Origin of the sequence: Dickeya dadantii NCPPB 898, from assembly GCF_000406145.1 — a bacterium.
Taxonomy (GTDB): Bacteria; Pseudomonadota; Gammaproteobacteria; order Enterobacterales; family Enterobacteriaceae; genus Dickeya; species Dickeya dadantii.
On record NZ_CM001976.1, the window covers coordinates 105,884 to 131,423 of the forward strand.

Here is a 25,540-nt window from a genome sequence, read left to right on the forward strand (position 1 = left end):
ACCATGAATGCCGCCGGGCAGCCGTACCTGCTGCAGGCGATTGATTTGAAAAAACACTACCCGGTGAAAAAGGGGTTGTTCGCGCCGGAGCGGCTGGTAAAGGCGCTGGACGGCGTGTCTTTCACGCTGGAGCGCGGCAAAACGCTGGCGGTGGTGGGTGAGTCCGGCTGCGGCAAGTCTACGCTGGGCCGCTTGCTGACCATGATTGAAACCCCGTCGCACGGTGAGCTGTATTATCAGGGGCAGGACCTGCTCAAGCCGGACCCGGCGGCGCAGAAGCTGCGCCGGCAGAAAATTCAGATCGTGTTCCAGAACCCGTATGCGTCGCTTAATCCGCGCAAAAAGGTCGGCCAGATCCTGGAAGAGCCGCTGGTGATCAACACCGATCTCAGCAAGGCGGAACGCCGCGAGAAAGCGCTGGCGATGATGGCGAAAGTGGGCCTGAAAACCGAGCACTACGACCGCTATCCGCACATGTTTTCCGGCGGCCAGCGCCAGCGTATCGCCATCGCCCGCGGGCTGATGCTCGACCCGGACGTGGTGATCGCCGACGAACCGGTGTCCGCGCTGGACGTATCGGTGCGCGCGCAGGTGCTGAACCTGATGATGGATTTGCAGCAGGATCTGGGGCTGTCTTACGTGTTCATCTCGCACGACCTGTCGGTGGTGGAGCACATCGCCGATGAAGTGATGGTGATGTATCTGGGCCGCTGCGTGGAGAAAGGCAGCAAAGACGCGATTTTCAGCAACCCGCGCCACCCGTACACCCAGGCGCTGTTGTCCGCTACGCCGCGTCTGAACCCGGACGCTCGCCGTGAACGCATCAAGCTGACCGGCGAGCTGCCAAGTCCGCTCAGTCCGCCGCCGGGCTGCGCTTTCAACGCCCGCTGCCAGCACCGCTTCGGCACCTGTACCCAGCTGCAGCCGCAGCTGAAACCGCACGGCGAGCAACTGGTCGCCTGCTTCGCGGTGGAGCAGGAGGACAGTCAGGTAAGCTGACGTCTGTGGTAAGTAACATCGGTAGTGAAACAAAAACGGCCCCGATTAAAACCGGGGCCGTTTTTTTATACGCAGGATCGGCCGAGCGGCCTTACCCGGCATAAATTATTTTTTGGTAAACATCTCGTCCAGGTCCGTCACCGAGCGCAGTTTCCAGACGCCGTTTTCCTGCACATAGCAACTGACGAGGCGTTTCGGGCTCTTTTTGCCCAACACCATATACAGGTTGGCGCAGACAGGGTCGGCATCGGTACTTTCGATACTGATATTCTGCCGCCAGTCTTCATCGTCAAAATCCTGTACCCGGAGAAAGAAATCCACATCCATGGAAACCTTTGAGGTGCGCAGCGTCTTGACGGTGTTGCGGGCGACATATTTTTCCAGTGTCGGGTCATTATCCTGAATGGGGTACTTGTTCTGAATAATTTGCCTGAGATACCACTGATAAAACGCAACCGCCTGTTTTGCCGCGCCATCGGTATCCACGTATTCCTCTTCTTCCTCTTCAGCGGCAGGCGCGGCGCTGGGAGCCGTCAGCTCGGCTTTGAGTGTATCCGTATCGGCATGCTTTGGCGCCGGGGCGTCGGCTGCATAGGATGCGGCGGATAACAGCAGTACCAGAGGGAGTAACTTGTTCATTTTTATATCCTTATAACAGTTCAGTAATTGTGTTAGACGTTCGACGGGATAGGGCGCTTTATTCTCTCAATTGCCGCCACTTGCTATCGATCTCCCGCTGAATGGTGGTGATCAATGGAGCTGGTAGGTTGAAATGGCTGGCTTCCCGATGAAATCCTTTGGCGACGTCGTAGAGCTCATCCGCCATGTCGAGTACGGCTTTGGCCTTTGATAACCCAGCCTGCCCCGCCAGTTGCTCCATTGTGCTTAAGGTAATTCGGGAACCGTGACCATTAAACGCCGTCATATGCTCACCCTGTGGCGATGGACTGTAGACCACATCATAAAACGGGGAAAGTCGCCAGTTGTCCAACCCGTTCGTCCCGGCCATCACTTAAGCGGCGTATGACATCCAGAGGCACACTAAGCATTTTTGAGAACCTCTTCGATGCTGGTCGGCGTATGCGCTTGATTGGTGAGCGTGTTGAGATCGTTCAGGTTGCCCAGAACTTCGTACAACATCAGAAACTGTCTGAGTGAGATGTTACCTGTAGCTTCAAATTTGCGGATAGTGCTGTTGGGAACACCGGACTGTCGGGCCAGCGCATCGACAGAGAGTTTGCGATGTTTGCGCATCGCTTTCAGGTGCTGTTTGAGGTTTTGTTGAATATCGTAAGCCGTGTGTAGCGATAGCATATCAAGGCTCCTGAATACACCATATTTGCTACTATATTAGCAAATATGGCCTAAAAATGACATTAGTTGCTAATATGGTAGCAACTAATGTTGTCGGCTACGTCATCAATCCCGATGGCCGCTCGGTTCTGTTCTCCCGGACCCAGCGCGCCAGCAGCCGAATAGCGTCGTGCACCTCTTCGTTCCAGCCGAAACCGGCGTTTAGCCGCAGGCAGTGGTCGTAGCGCCGATCGGTGGCAAAAATATGCCCCGGCGCGATGCCGATGCCTTCCTGACGGGCGCGGGAAAACAGCTCGCGCGACGAGCAACAGCCCGGCGGCAGCGTAACCCAGATGGCGTAGCCGCCTTCCGGTTGCGAAACCTGAGTGCCCGCCGGGAAGTAATGCAGCACCGCCTGACGCAGCCGGGCAACCTGGCGCGCCAGCTCGCGGCGCAGCTTGCGCAGATGGGCGTCGTAACCGCCGTTGCGCAATAGCTCGGCCAGCGCTACCTGCGGCGTCAGCGACGTGCCCATGGTGGAGGTGAACTTGAGGGCGGCGAGTTTGCGCTGCCAGTGGGCGCCGCTGACCCAGCCGATGCGGATGCCGGGGCCGACCGTCTTGGAAAAGCCGTTGCAGAGCAGCACATTGGGGCTGAACGCGCGTAACGGAAACGGCCGCTGTTCGCCGTAAGCGGTATCGGCAAAGGTATCGTCTTCAATCAGCGCGATGCCATACCGATCCGCCGCCTCGGCGATACGGCGCTTGTAGGTGTCCGGCAGGCTGGTGCCAAGCGGATTGTTGATGTTGGTCAGTGAGATGAACGCGCTCACCTGACGCTGGCTGAACAGCGACGCCAGTTGCTCCGCGTCCACATGCCCGCTGGCGTCCTGGCCGACTTCCACCACCCGCAGTCCCAGATTGCGCAACATCTGCAACAGCACGAAATAACAGGGCGATTGCACCGCCACCGCGTCGCCGCTGCGGGTTACCGCCCGCAACGACAGCGACAGCGCTTCGATACAGCCGTTGGTGATCAGAATATCGTCGGGATGCAGGTGGCAGCCGTAATTCAGCGCCCGGCGCGCAATTTCTTCCTTCAGCGGCAGATAACCGCTGCCCTTGACGTCGTTGCCCAGCATCATCGGGTTGGTGTAGCTGGCCTGACGGATCAACCGCCCCATCTTTTTCAGCGGATAGAGCGCGTTATCGCCGTTGGCCAGATCGAGCCGCACCCGGCATTCGGTACCGACCAGCGACAGGTGTAGTTCGGTTTGTTCATCAAGCACCGGCAGCGCGACCGGCTGCGGGACAGGAGCCATAGCGTTGCCGCGGCGCGTGTCGGCGACAAAAAAGCCGGATTTGGGCCGGACAAGGGCGAAATGCTCATCTTCCAGCGTCCGCAGCACTTTCATCGCCGTGGTGGCGCTGGTGCCGTGTTGCTGCGCCAGCGCCCGCACCGATGGAAGACGGTGATGAGCGGGCAGCGTGCCGCTCTGGATAGCCCGAATAAAGTGATCGGCAATCTGGCGGTAGCGGGGCGTGTCTGGCATCGGGAAGTCCCTGAATTCAGCAGTGATGCCGACAGGTTACGTTGAAGCGTGGGCGACAGACAATCCTGCCGTATCGCTAAACCAGCCAGCCCGCAGGCCAACGGGCTGGCCGGCTATCATCAGGCGTTGGGATAGGCAAACACGCGCAGACGATGGCCGTCCGGATCCTGCACCGTAAAGGTATAGCCAAAGTCCACGGTGGTCGGTATCTGGATGACGGTCACGTCCTGTGCGGTCCATCGGGCGTAGCAGGCATCGACCGCCGCCTGATCCGGCAGGCGGAAAGCCAGTTCGCCGGAAAAGCCCGGCTGCGCAACGGCGGGTTCCACGGTGTGTTTTGACCACAACCCCAGCACCAGGTCGGCTTTCAGCGCAAACATCGCAAAGGTGGGAGATTGTTCTACCGGGGCCAGCTCCAGCAACTGGCTGTAAAAACGGGCGCTGCGGGCCGGGTTATCAACGTAGAAAAGCACGTAATGGGCGTCTGTCATGATGCACTCCGATAAAGGGGTAAACCGGCGTTGCCCTGCATGATTGCAGGGCAACGCCGGGGTTCGAAAGTCCGGCGGTGTGCCGTATTCGTACCTTATCTCGCCCCGCTGACAGTTTTTGTCAGTAGCCTTCTTTGGGCAATTGGATGCCTTGCTGCTCCCGCCATTGTTTGAACAGACGGCGCCTTGATACCGGGTAAGTGTCGGCTTCGACCGTAAAGGCGAGGATGCGGTCGGTACGGAAGTGGCGGAACGCCTGACGTGTTTCGCACCAGGCGCCAAGAACCCGGACCTGTTCGAAATAGCCCAGCACAAATGGCCAGATCAAGCGGGTTGAGGTGTTGCCTTGCCCGTCCTGATAATGCAGCGTGACTTTGCGTCCGTCGCGGATCGCCTGACGCAGCGGTTGCAGGTCAACGCTATCGCGCGCCGTCTGGTTCGTCGGCGCCACCAGCAGCGTGGTGCCGTCCAGCGTGTCGCGCAGCGCCTCAGGCAGTACGGCGGCGATTTTCATCAGTGCGTTTCTGGCGCCTTCCTGCAGACGGGGGTCTGCCTGTCTGGCTACCCAGCGCGACCCCAGCACCAACGCTTCAATCTCCTCGTCGGTGAACATCAGCGGCGGCAGGGTGAAACCCGGTTGCAGCACGTAGCCAAGGCCGGCTTCGCCGATAATCGGCGCGCCCTGGGATTGCAGCGTGGCGATATCGCGGTACAGCGTGCGCAGGCTGATGCCCAGTTTGTCCGCCAGCTGCGGGCCGGGCACGGCGAAGCGATGGCTTCTCAGCAGTTGAATCAGGGCGAGCAGGCGTTGGGCGCGAGACATGCGTGAGTTTCCCTCTTAAACCGGATGTGGCGATGGTAATCGGATATCGTGATTTTACACCGACGCTCTGTATTACCCGTCATTGCGCGCAACTGTGTCTGTCGGCCGTACCGATTTGCCAGTAGCGTAATCAGCAGGTGTGATTCTTAAAAGCAGGAAAAAATGACAATAAAAGACCAGTTGCTGGCGTTATGCGTGGTGGTGGTGTGGGGCGTTAATTTTGTGGTGATGAAAATCGGCCTGCATGATATGCCGCCCTTTCTGCTGGCCGGGCTGCGTTTTTTGCTGGTGGCGCTGCCTGCCGTCTTGCTGGTGCCGCGCCCGGCGTTGCCGCTGCGCTGGCTGGCGGCCTATGGCATGACCATCAGTTTCGGGCAATTTGCCTTTCTGTTCTGCGCCATCAAAATGGGAATGCCGGTGGGCATGGCGTCGCTGGTGATCCAGTCGCAGGCGTTTTTTACCCTGATGCTGGGCGCATGGTGGCTGGGCGAACGGCTACAGTGGAATCAATGGCTGGGGATTCTGGTGGCGGCGCTGGGCATGGTGGTGCTGGCCGAGAGCAATGCGGCGAACGCGTCGCTGCCGGGCATGACGCTGACCACGCTGTTGCTGACGCTGGCGGCGGCGGCATCCTGGGCCTGCGGTAATATCTGCAACAAGCAGATCATGCGTCACCACCCGGTGAACGCCATGTCGCTGGTGGTCTGGAGCGCCTTGATCCCGGTTGGTCCGTTCCTGCTGTGTTCCTGGTTGTTTGAAGGCGCAGACACGATAGTCGCCAGCCTGACGTCCATTCGTTTACCTACCGTACTGGCATTAATGTATCTGTCGTTTATTTCCACCCTGATCGGTTACGCCATCTGGGGCAACCTGCTGGCGCGTTATGAAACCTGGCGGGTGGCGCCGTTGTCGCTGTTGGTGCCGGTGGTCGGTATCCTGAGCGCGGCGCTGTTGCTGGGCGAACATCTGTCGACCGGGCAGTTGCTGGGAGCGCTGTTAGTCATGCTGGGGTTGCTGGTCAATGTGTTTGGCGCACGGTTATGGCCGTTGCGGTCGGCGCGTCAGCCCTGATTCTGGTGGTAAAGGCCGGGGAACCGGCCTTATCTCGTTATGAGGCATAAATGTTGGCCGGCGCAGAGACCTGGCAAAAGCAGAGGCGGATAACATGGAAGAATAGGTTTACCGTGATTATTTAATTTATTTTAACAAATTGGTGAATATTTAATCATGGATTTCAGGTGAGCACTACGCTATCTTCTCGTTGGTCTATTTATCATCCGATGTCAATCCATTAATTTCCTCTGTGATTACCCGCAGGTTAACTATCTACGGAGTGAAATTTCAGTCGGGTGGATTATGTTTTTTCAAGCAGTTAGCGAGAGGGAATTTTACTTACGGACTATTCGTTTATTTTTCCGAGGTAATTTACCTTCATCACAAATATCGGTATAAGACTAATCCTAAAAGATTGTTTTTTGCGCTGTTTCCCAGCGCTATATTCGCCGTCACCCTTTCCCAGGGAAATGTCAGTTAGATGAAAAGTTATGATGATATGCAGCGCTTTAAGGACAAAGCCCAGATAAAAGATATTAATTTCATGGACATGTCCGGCCAGGTATTGCAATCTGAAACCGTAGTCTGGCCCATTATGAAACAGCTGTTGCGCAATCAGACTGGTGACGACACGCTATCTGGCGCGCAACCGGTGAGCATCGCACAGCCTGTGCCGGTGAGCCAGCACGTCTTGTCCGCGCCCGCGTCGCCCCGCCGCGTAACACCATCATCTAGCCTGAACGTGAACGCTGACCCTTCCGGGAGCAATCAGCATTCCCTGTTTAACGCGATTGCCGCATCGCTGCCGCCTGCTGAGTCGGTGTCGGCGCCCGCACCGCAACCGATAGCGCCGCCGACGCCGGTATCTCAGCCGCAACCGGCAGCCCTGACGATAGAGACGGTGCCGCCTGCAACGGTGCGCCCGCATCCGCTGGCGTCTGCCCCGGCGGTGAGCGAGGCGAGCGCTGCGTCATCAGAAGCCGGCCGGTTCCACCTGTTATTCAGTCGCCATCGCCATGATGAAATCCATTCGGTATCCAAAACCATGTTGTTGAAACCCTTGCTGGAGAAAATTGCATTATGCCGTTAGTTTGTGTTTGTTCTCCGAAAGGTGGCGTCGGCAAAACCACCATGGCGGCTAATCTGGCATATGCGCTGGCTCGTGGCGGCAGCAAGGTGCTGGCGATTGATTTTGATATGCAGAACGCCCTGCGCCTGCATTTTGGCGTACCGCTCGGCGATGAGCGCGGTTATGTCGCCAAATCCGGCGAAACGGCCGACTGGAGCCAGTCCATCCTGACTACCGACGATAACATTTTCGTGCTGCCCTACGGCAACGTCACCGAAGATCAACGATTGGCGTTTGAGCATAATCTGGCCAGCGATCCGCTGTTTCTTAAGCGTGGCCTTAGCACGGTGATGAACTACCCGGGATTGGTGATCGTGGCGGATTTTCCGCCCGGACCGAGTCCGGCGCTGAAAGCCATGACCGACCTGGCCGATTTGCATCTGGTGGTGATGATGGCGGATACCGCTTCCCTATCTCTGATGCCGCACATTGAAGGCAACAAGCTGACCGGTCAGGCACTCAATCGCCGCAAAGGTTCTTACCTGTTGCTGAATCAGACGGATAACCGCCGTGCAATCAGCAGCCAGGTTTCGTCGTTTGTTCAGCAGCGTATGCCGGACAAACTGATTGGCAGCGTACACCGTGACGAGAGTGTCGCTGAAGCCAACGCCTCCCAACGCTCCATTTTTGATTTCAGCCCGGTTTCCGCCGCTGCGTTTGATATTGAACTGATCGGAAAACGCGTCGCGGCGCTGCTGGATATCAGAATTGGCAACGGAGAAGTTCACGCCGAGTTTCCAGCTTATCAGGCTGTTCCGGCCAGCTAAGCGCCGGTCAGTCTCAACCCGTACGAAATTGACATTTTCTGGCTGGTTTTTTCAGCGCAAGGCATGCTCGCGCGGACATTTTCTATCCATTAAATATCAGGATAATCGATGAAAAAAATCCTGTTTTTAACGTTGTTGTTGTTATTGCTACCGGTTGCGGCGGTGATTGTCATCACCCCGATGGACAGTGAAAAACAATATATATTCGGTCTGATCAGCCTGGCGCTGATGTTTTTGCTGGGGCTGAGCAAGCGTCGACAAGTAACGATCATACTGATTGTTTTGTCGGTATTGACCTCGACGCGTTATATATACTGGCGAGCAACGGAAACCCTGCATTTCAATTCTGAAATTGAAGCTATTCTTGGCATTGGGTTGTTTATCGCCGAGTTATATGTCTGGGTGATTTTGATATTGGGCTTTCTCCAGACCGCCTGGCCGCTGGAGCGTGTTATTGAGCCGATGCCGGAAGACACCGGGCTATGGCCGACGGTGGATGTGTATATCCCCACCTATAACGAAAGCCTGGATGTGGTGCGCGATACGGTGCTGGCCGCGCAGTGCATCGACTACCCGCGCGACAAAATGAAAATCTACCTGCTGGATGACGGCAGGCGCAGCGAGTTTGCCGTGTTTGCCTCACAGGCCGGCGTCGGCTATATCACCCGCGATAACAACGCGCACGCCAAGGCCGGTAACCTCAACCACGCGCTCAAGCTGACGCAGGGCGATCTGATCTGCGTGTTTGACTGCGACCACGTCGCCAAGCGCATCTTCCTGCAGGCTACGGTTGGCCCGTTCCTGTCGGATCCGAAGCTGGCGTTGCTGCAGACCCCGCACTACTTCTACTCGCCGGACCCGTTTGAGCGCAACCTGCGCGCGGCGCGCGACATGCCGAACGAAGGCGCGCTGTTTTACGGGCCGGTGCAACAGGGCAATGACCTGTGGAACGCCGCCTTTTTCTGCGGCTCCTGCGCGGTGATTCGCCGTGCGGCGCTGGATGAGATCGGCGGTTTTGCGGTAGAAACGGTGACGGAAGACGCGCACACCGCCATCAAGATGCAGCGCAAAGGCTGGAAATCCGCCTTCCTGTCGATTCCGCTGGCGGCGGGCCTGGCGACCGAACGGCTGGTGCTGCATGTGATTCAGCGTACCCGCTGGGCGCGCGGCATGACGCAGATTTTCCGGGTTGATAACCCGCTGCTGGGGCGCGGGCTGACCTGGCAGCAGCGGTTGTGCTACCTCAACGCCATGCTGCATTTCCAGTTCGGCCTGCCGCGCGTGGTGTTCCTGACCGCGCCGCTGGCCTACCTGCTGTTCAACCTCAATATCATTCATGCCTCGGCGGCGATGATCTTTGCCTATGCGCTGCCGCATCTGGTGGTGTCGATGTACCTCAACTCGCGCATGAACGGGCGTTTCCGCTACAGCTTCTGGGGCGAGATTTACGAAACGGTGATGGCGTTCCATCTGGTGATCCCGACGCTGGTCACCCTGTTTTCGCCGACGCGCGGCAAGTTCAACGTGACCGATAAAGGCGGCCTGCTGGACGAAGGCTTTTTTGATTTCCGCATCGTGCGGCCGCACATCGTTGCCGCAATTTTGCTGGGAGCGGGCGTTCTGGCCGGCATTACCCGCATCGTGGCGCATGATTATTTCAACGTTGACCCCTATGTGATAGTGCTGAACGTGGTGTGGGCATTGCTCAGTTTGCTGACCCTGCTGGCGGCGATTGCCGTGGCGCGGGAAACCAAACAAGTGCGCAAAACCATCCGCGTCGATGTGGATGTGCCTGCCATCATCCATTACGCCAGCGGCATCGCGTCCCGCGCCACCACCATCAACCTGTCGATGGGTGGGGTGCAGCTCAAAGCGCCGGATCAGCGTCATAAAAGCGATGAGATTGAAGCCGTTGAGCTGTTGCTGCAATCCAGCGAAATCTGCCTGCCGGTGCAGTTGGTGGCGGCGGATGACGACATTATTCGCCTGCAATTCGTCGATATTCCGCTGGCCCAGCGTCGGGCGCTGGTGCGGGTGGTGCTGTCGCGCGCGGATGCCTGGATGAATCCGCCGTGGCCGCAGGACCGCCCCTTGCGTTCGCTGTGGGCGGTGGTGCGCACCGTTTGCGCGTTCTTCTGGATGAGTTTGCGAGGCCGCGGCAGGAAAGCGGACCTGAAGAAAGAGGACGTCGCCGCATGATGACGCCACGTTTTATGAAAGCGCTGTTGTCCCTGTGCGTGGGCAGCGTGCTGACACTGGGCGGCAACGGGGCGCTGGCCGCCGGCGATGCGGCGGATGAGCCGCTGCCCGCCATGCTTAGCCCCGGCGGCGGCAATCCGCAGCCTGCGGCGACCGAGCCTGCGCCCGTCACCGATTCCGCTCCGGCTTTGGCTCCAGCTCCTGCGACGGCGTTACCGACGATGCCGCCGATAACGTCGCCGCTGATTTCCCCCGAGATGCCGTCTGCGGATGCTCCGCCGCCACCGTCGCTGACGACGCCTTCCATGCTGTTGCCGGCGCCCGTCGGCGATCAGACGGCGGCGGGCTACCAGCCGCTGTCCAGCAGCGTCTCCGTGGCGCAGATGGGGCAAACGCATGGGATTACGCTGGCGGGCGGCCAGGCGCAGGCTGGGGTGATTTTTACCCTGCCAGGCGATCAGGTAGTGACCAACGCGCGTCTGGATCTGGCGCTACGGGTGTCGCCCGAACTGGCGGCGCTCAATACGTCGATGCAACTGATGCTGAACGGCCAGCCGCTGGGCACCGTGCCGCTGAACGCCGCCACCGGCGACAGCACCCTTTTTCAACTGGATATTCCCGCCGCGATGGTGGTGTCCAGCAACAACCTGAGCTTTCGTATCAATGACGCCGATCGCCTGCTGTGCGAACGCGACAGCGCGACCCGTTACAACCTGACCATTCTGCCGACCACCACCCTGAATCTGGAAGGTCAGCAACTTGATATCGGCACCCGACTGGAGAATTTCCCGCGTCCGTTTATCGACCCGCTGCAGATGACGCCCGCCACCGTACCGATGGTATTCCCGGCCGACGTCACCCCCGAGCAGGTCGGCGCGGCATCGCTGGTGGCTTCCTGGCTGGGGATGCGCATGGACGGCTACGGCGTGACGTTCCCGGTGATACGCGATGCGTTGCCGGAAAAGAGCGGCATGGTGTTTGGCCGCCCGGGAGACAAAGTGGGCACGCTGACGCTGCCGGAGGTCGCCGGTCCTACGCTGCAATTGATCGATAACCCGGTGAACCCGGTTTATAAGCTGATGCTGGTGGTGGGCAAGGACGACGAGCAGTTGCGGCAGGCGGCGTACCGTCTGGTCAGCCAACCATTGACGGGCGATGCCTCGACCCTGTCGGTGGCGCCGCAGACCATACCGTTCCGCCGCGCCTATGACGCGCCGCGCTGGATCAGCACCGACCGGCCGGTACGGCTGAGCGAACTGTTGCGCAACGATCAAAGCATGACGGTCAGCGGACTCTGGCATGAGGCGTTGCGCATCAATTTCCGCGCCGCGCCGGATTTGTTCCTGTGGGACGGCGACACCATTCCGGTGAAAGTCGACTACCGTTTCCCGTCGGAAAGCTGGATTGACGAAAGCCGTTCTTACCTGAACGTGATGCTCAACGGCACTTTCCTGCGCAACCTGACGGTGAACAAAGTCGGCGTGTTGCAGCAACTGTGGCGTGAAATGGGCGGCGATACCCGTCAGGAAAACTATACGCTGAAGGTCGATCCGTATCTGATTTACGGCTACAACCAGTTCCAGCTCTATTTCAATATTCGCGCTAAAGATGATGCGCCGTGCAGCGTGCTGCTCAACAACAACATCAAGAGCCAGATTGCCGACAGCGCGTCGATCGATCTGAGCCGGACGCGCCATTTCACGTTGTTGCCGAATCTCTCCTATTTTGTCGGCGTGGCGTTCCCGTTCACCCGTCAGGCGGATTACGCCCAGACGGTGATGCTGCTGCCGGAAAAACCCACCAACGCCGAAATCGGCCTGTTGCTGGATCTGGCCGGCCGCGCCAGCGACGCCACCGGCGTGAGCCTCAATCACAACCGTGTGATGTTCGGCCTGCCGACCAACGCGGCGGATCGCCAGAAGCTCGAAAACAGCGACGTGTTGGCGGTCACCACGCTGCCGCAGGCCGCGTTCAATCAGCACCTGTTGTCTGGTTCGCCCTACACGGTTAACGACCGCACCTTCGGCGTTAAAGAACCGGGCGCGTGGGAGCGCGCGCGAACCCTGTTGACCGGTGACTGGGACCGCACGCCGCTGGATGCGGACCGCTATTTCTCGTCCAACGAAGCCTGGCGCGGTTTTCTCAGCTACCGGTCGCCGTGGAACCCCGAGCGTGTGGTGGTGGTCGCCACCGGCAGCGGCGACGAACAGTTACTGCGGTTGTATGACGATCTGAACTCGCCGAACATCAACGCCGCGGTGCGGGGCGATACCGCCATCATCACCGATGAAAACGGCGTGCGCAGCTTCCGGGTCGGGCCGCAGTTCCCCAGCGGCGAAATGCCCTGGTACATGATGATTGTCTGGTACGCCAATCAGCACTCGGTGTTGCTGGCGCTGGCGGCGTTGCTGCTGGCGGCGGCCGTGGGGCTGAGCCTGGCATCGATCCTCCGGCGGCTGGCGGAGAAAAGGCTGTCGACCCGACGTGACGCGGGTTCAGATAAAAAATAAGCGAGCCACCTATGAAGATGACGACATTAACAGCCCGCATCCGTCGGTCACTGTCTCTTACCGGGGTGGTGGTCGGCGGCGTGCTGTCGGCCTCCGCGCTGGCGGCGCAGGCCAATCCGGCGCTACAGGCGCTGTTTGAGCAGGCGGATTACTGGCATCAGCGCTCTCACGACGATCTTGCCCGCGACGCGTTGCAGAAAATCCTGCGGGTGGATGCCGACAACCCGCGTGCGCTTTACCTGATGGCGCTGTATGCCCAAAACAGCGGTGACGGCGCCGAAGCGGCTAAATGGCGCGAACGCCTGAGCAAGGCATCGCCGCAGGACCCGCTGTTGCAGGCGCTGGATAACGCCCGCCAGGCGGCGACCATTCCACAGGCGCAACTGGCGCTGGCGCGTCAGCAGGCGCGCAGCGGCAATATCAGCGCCGCGCTGCAAACCTGGCGCAATCTGTTCAGCGGCAGCCAGCCGCCCGCCAGCATCGCGGCGGAATATTATTTGACCATGGCGGGCGACCGCACGCTGTTGCCGCAGGCGATTGACCACCTGCGCGAGTTCGCAGCGGCGCATCCGCAGGACACCAATGCCGCCGTGGCGCTCGGCAAGGCGCTGACCTATCAGGAGCCGACCCGCCGCGAAGGGGTGCAGATCCTGAGCGGGCTGGCGTCCGGCAGCGCCGATGCCGATCAGGCGATGCGGCAGGCGTTGCTGTGGCTGGGGCCGAAAGCGGACGATGCACCGTTCTATCAGCTCTACCAGCAGCGTCACCCGCAGGACACGGCGGTGATGGATTATTACCGCAAAAATGTGGGCGGCAGCGAAAAAGACAAAGGGTTTACCGCACTCAACAGCGGCGATCTGTCCAACGCGCAAACCGCGTTCAGCCAGGTGTTGCAGGCTAACCCGGAAGATGCGGATGCGCTGGCGGGGATGGGCTATGCTGCCCAGAGGCGCGGCGATTTTGCCGCGGCGGCGTCCTATCTGGAGCGGGCGGCCCGTCAAGGCGGCGAGAACAGCGCGCAGCGCCAGCAGCAGGCGGACGATGCCCGTTTCTACGCCCAACTGGCGAATGCCCAGCAGGCGATGAAGAGCGGCGATACGGCGCAGGCGCTGACCCTGAGCGAGCCGCTGGCGCAGGCCGGCGGCGACAAGGGGCTGACGGCGAAACTGTTCCGGGCCGATGTGCTGCGCCGCAGCAATAATTTTCCGCAGGCGGAGCGGTTGTATCGCGATGTCCTGCAAACCGATGCCGATAATCGCAACGCCAAAGAAGGGCTGTATTACGTGCTGCGCGAGCAAAACCGCGCCGACGAGGCCAATACCCTGTTTGCGGCCTTGCCGGAGAACGTGCGTCGCAGCATGGCGCCGCGCCCGGTCGCTACCAGCGCACCGGTGCGCAACGAAGCCAAACAGGCGCTGGCGGCGGGCGATACCGTTCGCGCCATCGGTCTGTTGCAGCAGGGTATTCAGCGCTTCCCGAACGATGGCTGGCTGAAGCTCGATCTGGCGCGGATTTATCAGCAGCAGGGTAATACGGCTGCCGCCACGTCGTTGATGCAGCCGCTGTTCCGCGCCGGCGCCGGTGCGGATGACCTGTACGCCGCCGCGCTGTTCGCCAGTGAAAATAACGCCTGGCAGCAGGCCAGCACGCTGCTGTCGCGCATTCCGCCGCGCAATCAGAACGAAGATACCCGGAGTCTGGCGCGGCGGGTCAATTTCAATTTGCAGATGGCGACCGCTCAAGTGTATTTGTCGCGGGGCGAGAACGCCGCGGCGGCCAATACCTTGCGGGCGCTGTCGGTCACACCGCCGGACAACCCGGCTGACGCGGGCAAACTGGCCAAGTCGCTGGCGGCGGCGGGCGATACCGCCGCCGCGGTAGCGGTGGTGCGCAACAACATGCAGCGCGGCGTGCAGGGCAACGCCGGCGATTACGCCGATCAGGTCGGGGTGCTGAATCAGGCCGGGCTGAGCGACGAAGCGCAGTCGTGGCTAAGCCGCCCGGAACTGGTGGCGCGCAGCAGCGCGACGCAACTGGATGGGCTACGTACCGGTTTCGTGGTGCGCGAGGCCGATCGCCTGCGTGAGAACCAGCAGTACGCGCAGGCTTACGACAAGCTGGCCCGTGCGTTGCAGCGCGATCCGAAAAATACCGATCTGATGTTCGCCATGGCCCGGTTATACCAGTCCGGCAAAATGAACAAAGAGGCGGCGGACGTTTACGACTACCTGTTGTCGCACGATACCCCGACGCAGGAAGCGCGCGTCGGCGCCATTAATGTGGCGCTGGAGCGTCACGACGCTAACAAAGCGCACGCGCTGTCTACGGGCTTACAGGGCGAACAGACACCGGAGCGATTGCTGCTGCTGGCCCGGATTGCGGATGCCGAAGGCAACCGCGACCAGGCGATGGCCTATCTGAAAACCGCCCGCTCGAAAGCGGTGGGGCTGGAGGGCGCGGCACCTGGCGCCGCGCCCGCGATCGGCGGACTGGCGATGACGGACAACCCGTTCATCGATCGTTCGACGCCGGCGGCCACCCGCGTCGCCAGCAGTTCTTCCTCCTATGGCAGCGTGATGCCGTGGCAGCAGCGTAACGGTGTCGCCACTGGCGACACCGCGGTGGCCGGCGCCACCACGCAACAACAGGCTGCCACGCTGACCCAAATCAACGGCATGATGGCAGACCTGGAACGGGATACCGGCGGCTGGGTGCAGACCGGAGTGCAGATTCGCGCCCGCGATGGCGAGTCGGGTTTAAGTCGGTTTACCGAGGCGAAAGCACCACTGATCTGGTCAAGCGGCTCGTTTGGCAGCTCGCGTATCAATTTCGGAATCACGCCCGTTACCATGAATGCCGGGTCGGTGGATGGCAATGGCCTGAAGACTTTTGGCGTCCAGTCGTTATTCCAGTCCGCTAATCCGGAAGCGCAGGCTGCGCTGGGGTTGTCCGGCGCCAATGCAGCCGGGTCGGTTAAGCAGCAGCGGATGTCCGGTGCGGAACTGAATCTGGCGCTGCTTGGCAAGAATTATAAAGTTGACCTTGGCAGCACACCGTTGGGTCAGGATCTGAATACGCTGGTGGGTGGTGTTCAGTGGTCGCCAAAATTGACGGATTTCCTGACGCTGGTAGTGACCGGCGAGCGCCGTGTGGTGGCAGACAGCCTGCTGTCTTACGTAGGCAGCCGCGACCCGCTGACTGGCAAACGCTGGGGGCAGGTCACCAAGAACGGCGGTAACGTGTTGTTGAGCTATGACAACGGCGATATCGGTTTCTATGGCGGTGGCGGCCTGTACAGTTATCTTGGCGAAAATGTGAAGAACAATACCGGCGCGATGGCGAATACGGGTGTGTATATTCGCCCAGTCCGCGATAACAACCGTGAGCTGAAGGTCGGTGTCAACTTGGGCTGGATGAATTTCTCCCAGGATCTAAGCTATTACAGCTACGGACAAGGGGGGTATTTCAGCCCGCAGAATTACGTATCAGTATCGTTGCCGGTGGAGTGGAGCCAGAAATACGACGACCTGAATGTCAAGGCCGGCGTGACGGTGGGGTACCAATCCTATTCGCGCGACGGCAGTGTCTATTTCCCCAATGATCCGAACCTGCAAACGTTGTTGGAAAACGCCGTGGCACGGGGTGAATCAACGGAGTCCCGTTACGCAGGCGACAGTAAGAGCGGCATTGGCTATAACGTGCATGTCGGCGCGGATTATCGCGTTACCAAAGACGTGACCGTTGGCGGACAGATGGGCTATGACACCTTTGGCAACTATAACGAAACCACGGCCCGGCTCTATTTCCGCTACGGGCTTGGAGGTAAATAAGCATGAGTGACCTGCAACAGCATGCACTGAATTATTATCGGCAGCAGCAATTGCCGTCCGGCTGGGCGGATCTGTTCGGCGTGATCGTCAACGGGATGATGGATAACGCCGGTGAGCGGGAAGGGCTGGCGTTTTTGCGTCACATAGGCGGGCAACTGGCCGAACGCTACCCGCTGCCGGCGGCGGTGACGGTGGTGGATCTGGAACGGGAGATTAATCGGGTGCTGTCGCTGTTCCATTGGGGATGCGTGGACCTGCGCCCGTATGAAAATCGGCTGGAGATTTATCATCTGGCGTTGCCCGCCTCGGTGAACTCGTCGGGCAGCGTCAGATGGCGCATGGCGATGGCGGCGGTGTTGCAGGGGCTCTACAGCCGCTGGCTGCGTGAGCAGGGCGGCGTCGAGTCTGTACCGCTGTCCTGCGAAGAAACCGACAGCGAATCGACCCTGCTGTTCCGTTACCAACACTGAGCCGGAGGCATAATGGGAAAGCCAATGTGGCGTTGTTGGGCGTTGATGCTGATGGTGTGGTTCAGTGCGTCGGCTACGGCGGCGAACGGCTGGGAAATCTATAAAAGCCGTTTCATGACCACGGACGGGCGCATTCAGGATACCGGCAATAAGAATGTCAGCCACACCGAAGGTCAGGGATTCGCCATGCTGATGGCGGTGCATTACGGTGACCGCATCGCGTTCGATAGCCTGTGGAACTGGACGCAAAGCCACCTACAGAACACCACCAGCGGCTTGTTCTACTGGCGTTACGATCCGTCGGCGGCCAATCCGGTGGTGGATAAGAACAACGCCTCGGATGGCGATGTGCTGATTGCCTGGGCGTTGTTAAAAGCGGGAAATAAGTGGCAGGACAACCGTTACCTGCAGGCGTCGGACAGCATCCAGAAAGCGATCATCGCCAGCAATATCATTCAGTTTGCGGGCCGCACCGTGATGTTGCCCGGCGCCTATGGCTTCAACAAGAACAGCTATGTGATCCTTAACCCGTCATATTTCCTGTTCCCGGCCTGGCGCGACTTTGCTAACCGCAGCCATCTTCAGGTGTGGCGACAACTGATTGACGACAGCCTGTCATTGGTCGGAGAAATGCGTTTCGGTCAGGTTGGATTACCGACGGACTGGGCGGCGCTGAACGCGGATGGAACGATGGCGCCGGCGACGGCCTGGCCGTCGCGTTTCAGTTACGACGCCATTCGTATCCCGCTGTATCTGTACTGGTATGACGCCAAAACCACGGCGCTGGTGCCGTTCCAGCTGTACTGGCGTAATTATCCCCGCCTGACGACGCCGGCCTGGGTTGATGTGCTGAGCGCTAACACCGCGACTTACAATATGCAGGGCGGTTTGCTGGCGGTGCGCGACCTGACGATGGGCAACCTCGACGGGCTCAGCGATCTGCCCGGCGCATCGGAAGATTACTACTCGTCGAGCCTGCGCCTGCTGGTGATGTTGGCGCGCGGTAAATAACCTTATTCTTGCGGTACACATGGCGAGGACGATGTCCTTGCCATTTTCCCCACTTTTATCCCTCTGAATGGCGTGTTTTTCACGCTTTGTTAACCTGCTTGTTACTCGTGATCCCATTCACAAAAAATTCTTATGAATCAGCGCAGAATAGAGTAATGGCGCGGTTTGCCGCGAGGTTGACGCCGCGCTAGTCATGCGTGATGTTACCGATAAATTAATGCAATGTTTTTGGGAAGAATCTGTTGAAGCGATTCAGCTCTTGTTTTTAACCGGATGTTCACAAACTAAAGTTATAAAAGTATTCAGCCTGTTATCAGGGTGTTATTTTCCGGCGCAAGCACAGGCGGCAACTTTTCGTTCTTTGTCCCCCGTGTGTTTTCCCATCAAAGGACGTCACACTATGAAAAAATTAATATTCAAAAGTCTCTACTTTCAGGTACTTGCAGCTATTACCATAGGGATATTGCTGGGGCACTTCTACCCGGCGCTGGGGCAGCAGATGCAGCCTCTGGGCGATGGATTCGTGAAATTAATCAAAATGGTGATCGCGCCTGTGATCTTTTGTACCGTCGTCACCGGGATCGCCGGGATGGAGAGTATGAAAGCCGTCGGGCGTACCGGTGCCGTCGCGCTGCTCTATTTTGAGGTCGTCAGTACGCTGGCGCTGATCATCGGTCTGGTGGTGGTGAACGTGCTGCAGCCTGGCGCGGGCATGAACGTGGATCCGGCGGCGCTGAACGTGGCTGCGGTGGCGAACTACGCGACTGAAGCCGGTAAGCAAGGCGTGGTGCCGTTCCTGATGGATGTGATCCCGTCTAGTGTGATTGGCGCTTTCGCCAGCGGCAACATCCTGCAGGTGCTGCTGTTTGCGGTGATGTTCGGTTTCGCGCTGCACCGTCTGGGCGACAAGGGCGTGCTGATTTTCGACGTGATCGAAAGCTTCTCCAAAGTGATTTTCGGCATCATCAACATGATCATGCGTCTGGCGCCGCTGGGGGCATTCGGCGCCATGGCCTTCACCATCGGCAAGTATGGCGTGGGCACGCTGGTGCAACTGGGGCAGTTGATTATCTGCTTCTACATCACCTGTATCCTGTTTGTGGTGCTGGTGCTGGGTTCTATCGCCAGAGCCACCGGTTTCAGCATCTTCAAGTTCATTCGTTACATTCGTGAAGAACTGTTGATCGTACTGGGGACCTCCTCTTCCGAGTCCGCGCTGCCGCGTATGCTGGAGAAGATGGAAAAACTGGGTTGCAAAAAATCGGTGGTGGGTCTGGTGATTCCGACCGGCTACTCTTTCAACCTGGACGGCACCTCGATTTACCTGACCATGGCGGCGGTGTTTATCGCTCAGGCGACCAACAGCCACATGGACATCTGGCATCAGATCACCCTGCTGGTGGTGCTGCTGCTGTCGTCCAAAGGGGCGGCGGGCGTGACCGGTAGCGGCTTTATCGTGCTGGCGGCCACCATTTCCGCCGTAGGGCACTTGCCGCTTGCCGGTCTGGCGCTGATTCTGGGTATCGACCGCTTCATGTCCGAAGCCCGCGCGCTGACTAACCTGGTGGGTAACGGCGTGGCGACCGTAGTCGTAGCCAAGTGGTGTAAGCAGCTTGATTCCAAACAGATGAACGACGTGTTGTCCGGCCGTAATGACGGCCCGGCGGCGGAATCCCGCCCGTCCTGATAGCTCAACACTGATTATCTCCTGCCGGTTACCCACAGTTCGCTTCGCGGACTGTGGGTAATTCTTATCCATTCTGTGCTAGATTTAGACGCCTTTAACTTTTTTACTCTTTATTTCACGTTGTTGAGTGACATAGACGAAAGCACGCTGTCTAACGTGATGGTACACTTCGTTTCTCTTTTTTTGTGAGGCGAATAACACGTGAGGTGGCAAGATGATGTCGCCCGAATTCACAAAAACATACTGTATTGGTTAGTGATTAAAGTAGGGGTTCACATGCAGGGCACCAAATTTGGCCTTTTTGTTGGTGGAGTGTTGCTGGCGACCGCCGTCGGCAACGTGCAGGCTGAAGCACTACAACCCGATCCCGCCTGGCAACAGGGCAAGCTGGATAACGGCTTTAGCTGGCAGCTTCTTGCAACACCCCAGCGTCCCAGCGACCGAATTGAACTACGGCTGATGATTAATACCGGTTCACTGACGGAAAATGCGCAACAGACGGGGTTTTCCCATTTTATTCCACGCCTGGCGTTATTGCCGCGCGACACCTTTTCCGCCGGGCAGTTGCCGTCGCTGTGGCAGCAGTCTGAGAGCGAAACCCGGCCGTTGCCTCCGGCGACCACCTCGTATGACTTTACCTCTTACAATCTGAGTCTGCCTAATAACCGGCCTGACCTGCTGAAAGATGCGCTGAGCTGGCTGGCGGACACCGCGGGCCAGTTGCAGATTAATGATAAACGCATCGCGTCGGCGATGAAGATGATTGACCCGGTGGCGACCGCGCCCACCAATCCGCAAGACCCGAGCTGGCGTTACCGTCTGAAAGGGTCGTCGCTGTTGTCGTACGCGCCGGGGCAACCGCTCAAGGCGTCGGTGAATGCCGAGCAACTAAGCAAATACTACAAAACCTGGTACACCCCGGATGCCATGACGCTGTATGTGGTGGGCAACGTCGACAGTCGCGCCATCGCCGAACAGATCGACAGAGTGTTCTCGCCGTTGCAGGGCAAACGGGTGACGCCTTCTCCGCTGCCGACGCTGTCCGCGATGCCGTCGACGCCGATCAGCCTGATGGACAGCAGCGTGAAGCAGGACATTCTGTCGTTGGTGTGGGACATGCCGTGGCAGCCCATCCGCGATTCTCAGGCGCTGGCCCGTTACTGGCATAGCGATTTGGCGCGCGAAGCGCTGTTCTGGCATATGCAGCAGGTGCTGACCAAAAGCCCGCTGAAAGACACCAATGTGCGCTTTGACTGCAATGTGGTGTATGGCCGAGCCCAGTGCGCCATCCATCTGGACAACGTCACCAGCGAATCGGCGCAGGCCGGCGTAACCTTCCTGAGCAAAGAACTGCTGGCGTTGCGGGACAAGGGGCTGTCTCAGGCGGAGTTTGACGCGCTGATGGCGCGCAAGACGGAAGAACTGAGCAAACTGTTCGCCACCTATGCCCGCGCCAGCACCGACATTCTGATGGATCAGCGCCTGCGGTCGCAGAAAAACGGGGTAGTGGACATTGCGCCGGAGCAGTATCAGAAACTGCGCCAGAACTACCTGTCGTCCGTCACGCTGGAGATGCTGAATCAGGAACTGCATCAGCAGTTGTCTCAGGAAGCGACGCTGGTGATGTTACAGCCGCAGGGCGAGCCGGAAGCCAATATGAAGGCGCTGCGGGAAACCTACATGAGTATCATGCAGCCCGATAATGGCGCCGCTGCCGCCGCGCCGGATACCGCCAAAGCATCGCAGGACGAAACCTCGGCGGTGCGTTAACGCCCGAGCGCCGTGCCTGTGGAGGCGCGTTGAGACAGCGACGCTGGTCATATCGAAAAAAAAACGACCGGTTCAGCATGACAGACTGAACCGGCGTTTTTTATTGCGTCAGCGGTTTAACCCCGCTCAGGCAGGCATCGCTTCCAGCGGAATAATCGCGCCGCGATACTGGATCACGGTGCTGGCGGTGAGATGACCGCGTTTGGCGGCATCCTGCGCGCTGCCGCCGTTCAGGCGCACGGACAGGTAACCGGCGCTGAACGAGTCGCCCGCCGCCGTAGTGTCGACGACTTTCTCTTTGGGCAGCTTGATCGCCGGAACTTCCAGTAGCGCTTCGCCCTGGATAGAAACCAGACAAGCGTCCGCGCCGCGTTTGATCACCACTTCCGTCACCCCGGCGCCATGAGTGCGTTTCAACACCTCGTCCACCGGCAGCTCGCCCCACAGCATATCTTCGTCGTCCAGCGTCAGGAACGCGATATCGGTGCAAGCCAGCATATCGCTGTACGATTGACGGGTTTCTTCCTTGCTTTGCCACAGTCGCGGGCGGTAGTTATTGTCGAAAATCACCTTGCCGCCGTTGGCGCGGCAGGCGCGCAGCACCGTCAGCAGACGTGCGCGACTGGCTTGATTCAGGATCGCCAGGCTGATGCCGCTCAGGTAGATGTAATCGAACTGCGCCAGTTGCTGGCTGATGGTGTCGGCATCCGGGCTTTCCAGCCAGTAACGGGCCGCGGCATCGTTACGCCAGTAGTAAAAGGTGCGCTCGCCGGTGGCGTCGGTTTCGATGAAATACAGGCCCGGTAGTTTGTTGTCCAGACGCTGGATCAGGTCGGTTTTGACCCCTTCCTTTTGCCAGGAAGCCATCATTTCGCTACTGAAGGAATCGGTACCCAGCGCGGTGACGTAATGTACGTCGAGCGCGTCCGGTTTTACCTGACGGGAAATGTAGACGGCGGTGTTGAGGGTATCGCCACCAAAACCGCGGTTGAGATCCGCGCCTTTCTGTGACAGTTCAATCATGCACTCGCCAATAATCGCAATATTCTTCGTCGTCATGACAGCTGACCTGTAAAAAAGAGAAGGTGAACCAAACGGAAACTAGCGCCAGTCTCAACATTACACGGCATGGAGTCAATAGCGATGAAACGATGTTTTATTTTTTCATGATGTGGATCGGGAAAACCAGTTGTAATCCCGATCCTTAGGGGACTATTGCCTATTAATACGTTGTGTTTCCGGTTATGACGCCTGCTGGCGGCGTTCGGTGACGCTCTCTCCGCCGATACCCCAGTTGTCGGTTTCCACTTCATCAATGATGACCACGGTGGTGGCCGGATTTTTTCCCAGCGTATCCACCAGCAACTGGGTTACGCCGGCAATCAGCTGCTTTTTTTGTTCGGCGGTAGCGCCGTCTTTGGTGATGCGGATGTTGACGAAAGGCATGGTCGCTCCTGTTGATTAGGCCATGTGATTAGGCCATGGAAGTTGTCAGGCGCCTGGCAGCGGCGCCTGCGTATTGATATCGGTTTTCGGGTCCGCCGTGGCGATCCAGGCGGCGCAGAACAGCGTCAGGCGGGCAAAGAAATAGAAAAACGTCATCAAACCGATGACGGAGCCAAACGCGGCGCCGGAAGGCGATGTCGCCAGTTCGGGCAGCGCCACCGTCATGGCGAATTTCAGCGCTTCGAAGCCGATGGCCGCCATCAGCGTGCCGCGCAGCAACGGGCCACGCCGGGGGTTGTGACGCGGCAGTACCCACAGTATCCACAAAAACAGCAGATAGTTGGCGAAGATAGAGATGGACAGCGCGATCAGCGTCATCACCGGGCGCAGCCAATCAATGCCGTTCAGGCCCAGAGCCCGGACGATCGTCGCCTGCGCGCTACCGGCCACCGAGGTGAGAAACAGCGTAATCACCAGCGCCAGCAGCAGCCCGATCAGCGACAGAAAATCCCACAGGTAGCGCAGATAGATTTTCTCTTCCTCGTGCGGCTGGCGTTCCCACACATCGCGCGACTGGGCGTGAATCGCCTCCCGCAGGTTGCCTATCCAGTTTACGCCGGAATAGAGCGCGATCAGCAAACCGGTCAACCCGACGGTGGTACGCTGCCGCACCGCGGTATTAACGGTATTCTTCAGGGTGCGGGCGAGGCTCGGGTCGCTGATGCTGTTGACGATACGGTTGATGAGGCCGGTCAGCAGGTCGGGGTTGGAGGCCAGCACAAACCCCGCCGTGGCGAACGATACCATCAGAATCGGAATCAGCGACAGAAACGAAAAGTAGGTGATGGCGGCGCCGAACTGGTTGCCCATCCGGTCGTTAAAACGGTCGCCTGCGCGGATAAAATGGGCGATAGCGGGCACCGACCTGATGCGGTGCAGCCAGCCGGTTACATACCCGAATCGCTGACGGGAAGCGCCGGATGGCGTGTCCTGTTTGGTCGATGGGCGTGGCTGGTTGGGCTTCACAGGCATGCAATCTCTCCTGAGCGACGGATCCTGCTGAGTATAACGCAGGCGCGGCCCTGTTATATAAGCGTAAAGGCACAGAGGCCAAAGTCGGATGGCGGCGCGCGCGAATTGGTGCTGAAAGACGCAAATGTCTTGTTTATACTCAGAATCTCAACATTGTCCGCCGCGTTCGCCCGTCGACGCGACCCGTAAGCGAGCCGATTCTTCCATGCCAGTTTCCACACCGCCTGTGTCTACGCCGCCGAAACCCTCTCCCGGCGGCTTACGCCTGAATTTGCGCATCATGTCCGTAGTGATGTTTAACTTTGCCAGCTACCTGAATATCGGGTTGCCGCTGGCGGTGTTGCCGGGCTATGTGCATGAGCACCTTGGGTTCAGCGCATTCTGGGCCGGTTTGGTGATCAGCTTACAGTATTTTTCTACCCTGCTCAGTCGCCCGCGAGCCGGTCGCCATGCGGATGAGAAAGGGCCGAAGCAGGTGGTGGTGTTCGGGCTGTCCGGGGTGTTGTTGAGCGGCGTATTTTATGCGCTGGCGGCCTGGAATGACGGCTCGCCGGTGCTGGCGCTGGTGCTGCTGTGCGTCGGCCGCCTGGTTCTGGGCATCGGGCAGAGCTTCGCCGGCACCGGCGCAACCCTGTGGGGCGTCGGCGTGGTCGGGTCGCTGCATATCGGCCGGGTGATTTCGTGGAACGGCGTGGCGACCTACGGCGCGATGGCGATTGGCGCGCCGCTGGGGGTGTGGATTTATCATCTGGGCGGATTGCGGTTGTTGGCTATCGTGATCGTGCTGGTGGCCGGCGCGGCGATTCTGCTGGCGTTGCCCCGCCCAGCGGTGACGGTAACGCCGGGCAAGAAGCTGCCGTTTCGCGAAGTACTCGGCAAGGTCTGGCTGTACGGCGTGATTTTGTCGCTGGCGTCCGCCGGGTTCGGCGTGATTTCGACGTTTATCACCCTGTTTTACGCCAGCCGTCAGTGGGACGGCGCCGCGCTGACCCTGAGCCTGTTCAGTTGCGCCTTTGTCGGCACCCGGCTGTTGTTTCCGAATGTCATTAACCGTTTCGGCGGCCTGCGGGTCGCGTTGGCCTGCTTTCTGGTGGAAAGCGCCGGTCTGCTGCTGGTGTGGCTGGCGTCGCACCCGTTGATGGCGGAAGCAGGCGCATTTTTCGCCGGCGCCGGGTTTTCGCTGGTGTTTCCCGCGTTGGGCGTGGTGGCGGTCAAGGCGGTGTCGGCACAGAATCAGGGCAGCGCGCTGGCGACTTACACCATCTTTCTTGATTTATCGCTGGGGGTGGTTGGGCCGGCGGCCGGCGTGATGATGGCCTATACCGATATCGATGCCATTTATCTGGCGGCGGCGGGGCTGGCGCTGGTCGGATTGTTGCTGACGGTGCGTCTGTATCAGCGCGGAGGGCGCGACGCGAAAGCGGTGTGAGTGTCATCCCGCCGACAGCCGTTGCCGGCGGGATGACGAAGAACCCGTG

21 protein-coding genes are annotated in these 25,540 nt (G+C 59.2%); 12 read left to right on the forward strand and 9 right to left on the reverse strand.

Annotated features, from left to right (window positions below):
• Nucleotides 1-3 precede the first annotated feature (3 nt).
• Nucleotides 4-999, forward strand: coding sequence for a dipeptide ABC transporter ATP-binding subunit DppF (dppF, locus tag DDA898_RS00895; protein WP_371206762.1), 996 nt, complete (start codon nt 4-6; stop codon nt 997-999).
• Nucleotides 1,000-1,104: 105 nt separating this feature from the next.
• Here the strand turns inward: dppF and DDA898_RS00900 are convergent, their stop codons facing one another.
• From DDA898_RS00900 to DDA898_RS00925, 6 genes are all read right to left on the reverse strand, one after another.
• Nucleotides 1,105-1,638 (reverse strand): DUF3828 domain-containing protein, encoded by a 534-nt coding sequence (locus tag DDA898_RS00900; protein ID WP_050570149.1) that lies wholly within the window; start codon nt 1,636-1,638, stop codon nt 1,105-1,107.
• Between the two features lie 58 nt (nt 1,639-1,696).
• Nucleotides 1,697-1,924: a hypothetical protein gene (locus tag DDA898_RS00905; protein WP_038909904.1), complete on the reverse strand. Its 228-nt coding sequence runs from the start codon at nt 1,922-1,924 to the stop codon at nt 1,697-1,699.
• 116 nt (nt 1,925-2,040) lie between these two features.
• Nucleotides 2,041-2,313 carry a helix-turn-helix domain-containing protein gene (locus DDA898_RS00910; protein WP_022635379.1) on the reverse strand — a complete coding sequence of 91 codons (273 nt, stop codon included), beginning with the start codon at nt 2,311-2,313 and terminating at the stop codon, nt 2,041-2,043.
• Between the two features lie 97 nt (nt 2,314-2,410).
• On the reverse strand, nt 2,411-3,844 hold the full coding sequence (locus DDA898_RS00915; protein WP_038909906.1) for an aminotransferase-like domain-containing protein: 1,434 nt from the start codon (nt 3,842-3,844) through the stop codon (nt 2,411-2,413).
• Nucleotides 3,845-3,963: 119 nt separating this feature from the next.
• On the reverse strand, nt 3,964-4,335 hold the full coding sequence (locus DDA898_RS00920) for a VOC family protein (RefSeq protein ID WP_033111500.1): 372 nt from the start codon (nt 4,333-4,335) through the stop codon (nt 3,964-3,966).
• A 121-nt stretch (nt 4,336-4,456) separates the two neighbouring features.
• Nucleotides 4,457-5,158 (reverse strand): helix-turn-helix transcriptional regulator, encoded by a 702-nt coding sequence (locus DDA898_RS00925; protein ID WP_013315811.1) that lies wholly within the window; start codon nt 5,156-5,158, stop codon nt 4,457-4,459.
• Between the two features lie 162 nt (nt 5,159-5,320).
• Here DDA898_RS00925 and DDA898_RS00930 point away from each other — a divergent pair, with 162 nt between their 5' ends.
• The 10 genes from DDA898_RS00930 to DDA898_RS00975 all read left to right on the forward strand — a co-directional run bounded on the left by DDA898_RS00930 (nt 5,321) and on the right by DDA898_RS00975 (nt 21,584).
• On the forward strand, nt 5,321-6,229 hold the full coding sequence (locus DDA898_RS00930) for an EamA family transporter (protein ID WP_038909907.1): 909 nt from the start codon (nt 5,321-5,323) through the stop codon (nt 6,227-6,229).
• Between the two features lie 463 nt (nt 6,230-6,692).
• Nucleotides 6,693-7,301 (forward strand): cellulose biosynthesis protein BcsO, encoded by a 609-nt coding sequence (bcsO, locus tag DDA898_RS00935; RefSeq protein ID WP_038909908.1) that lies wholly within the window; start codon nt 6,693-6,695, stop codon nt 7,299-7,301.
• On the forward strand, nt 7,292-8,107 hold the full coding sequence (bcsQ, locus tag DDA898_RS00940) for a cellulose biosynthesis protein BcsQ (RefSeq protein ID WP_013315815.1): 816 nt from the start codon (nt 7,292-7,294) through the stop codon (nt 8,105-8,107). The genes bcsO and bcsQ overlap by 10 nt, the downstream gene beginning before the upstream one ends.
• 108 nt (nt 8,108-8,215) lie before the next feature.
• On the forward strand, nt 8,216-10,306 hold the full coding sequence (gene bcsA / locus DDA898_RS00945; RefSeq protein ID WP_013315816.1) for a UDP-forming cellulose synthase catalytic subunit: 2,091 nt from the start codon (nt 8,216-8,218) through the stop codon (nt 10,304-10,306).
• Nucleotides 10,303-12,816: a cellulose biosynthesis cyclic di-GMP-binding regulatory protein BcsB gene (gene bcsB / locus DDA898_RS00950; RefSeq protein ID WP_038909909.1), complete on the forward strand. Its 2,514-nt coding sequence runs from the start codon at nt 10,303-10,305 to the stop codon at nt 12,814-12,816. Before bcsA ends, bcsB begins: the two co-directional genes overlap by 4 nt.
• An 11-nt stretch (nt 12,817-12,827) precedes the next feature.
• A complete protein-coding gene (locus DDA898_RS00955; protein WP_038909910.1) occupies nt 12,828-16,646 on the forward strand; it encodes a cellulose biosynthesis protein BcsC in 3,819 nt (1,272 codons plus the stop codon).
• A 2-nt stretch (nt 16,647-16,648) separates the two neighbouring features.
• Nucleotides 16,649-17,116 carry a cellulose biosynthesis protein BcsD gene (gene bcsD / locus DDA898_RS00960; protein WP_013315819.1) on the forward strand — a complete coding sequence of 156 codons (468 nt, stop codon included), beginning with the start codon at nt 16,649-16,651 and terminating at the stop codon, nt 17,114-17,116.
• A 12-nt stretch (nt 17,117-17,128) separates the two neighbouring features.
• Entirely contained in the window at nt 17,129-18,127 is a 999-nt protein-coding gene (locus DDA898_RS00965; RefSeq protein ID WP_038899971.1) for a glycosyl hydrolase family 8, read from the forward strand.
• Between the two features lie 400 nt (nt 18,128-18,527).
• Complete coding sequence (locus DDA898_RS00970) at nt 18,528-19,814, forward strand: dicarboxylate/amino acid:cation symporter (protein ID WP_038909912.1); 1,287 nt, start codon at nt 18,528-18,530, stop codon at nt 19,812-19,814.
• 276 nt (nt 19,815-20,090) lie between these two features.
• On the forward strand, nt 20,091-21,584 hold the full coding sequence (locus DDA898_RS00975; protein ID WP_038899972.1) for a M16 family metallopeptidase: 1,494 nt from the start codon (nt 20,091-20,093) through the stop codon (nt 21,582-21,584).
• 126 nt (nt 21,585-21,710) lie between these two features.
• Here the strand turns inward: DDA898_RS00975 and kdgK are convergent, their stop codons facing one another.
• The 3 genes from kdgK to yhjD form a co-directional block, all read right to left on the reverse strand.
• Complete coding sequence (gene kdgK, locus DDA898_RS00980) at nt 21,711-22,643, reverse strand: 2-dehydro-3-deoxygluconokinase (RefSeq protein WP_038899973.1); 933 nt, start codon at nt 22,641-22,643, stop codon at nt 21,711-21,713.
• A 183-nt stretch (nt 22,644-22,826) separates the two neighbouring features.
• Nucleotides 22,827-23,030 (reverse strand): 2-hydroxymuconate tautomerase family protein, encoded by a 204-nt coding sequence (locus tag DDA898_RS00985; protein ID WP_038909913.1) that lies wholly within the window; start codon nt 23,028-23,030, stop codon nt 22,827-22,829.
• Between the two features lie 45 nt (nt 23,031-23,075).
• A complete protein-coding gene (gene yhjD, locus DDA898_RS00990) occupies nt 23,076-24,062 on the reverse strand; it encodes an inner membrane protein YhjD (protein WP_038909915.1) in 987 nt (328 codons plus the stop codon).
• Nucleotides 24,063-24,267: 205 nt separating this feature from the next.
• Between yhjD and DDA898_RS00995 the strand changes: the two genes are divergently transcribed.
• Nucleotides 24,268-25,491, forward strand: coding sequence for an MFS transporter (locus DDA898_RS00995; RefSeq protein ID WP_038909916.1), 1,224 nt, complete (start codon nt 24,268-24,270; stop codon nt 25,489-25,491).
• Nucleotides 25,492-25,540: the final 49 nt, after the last annotated feature.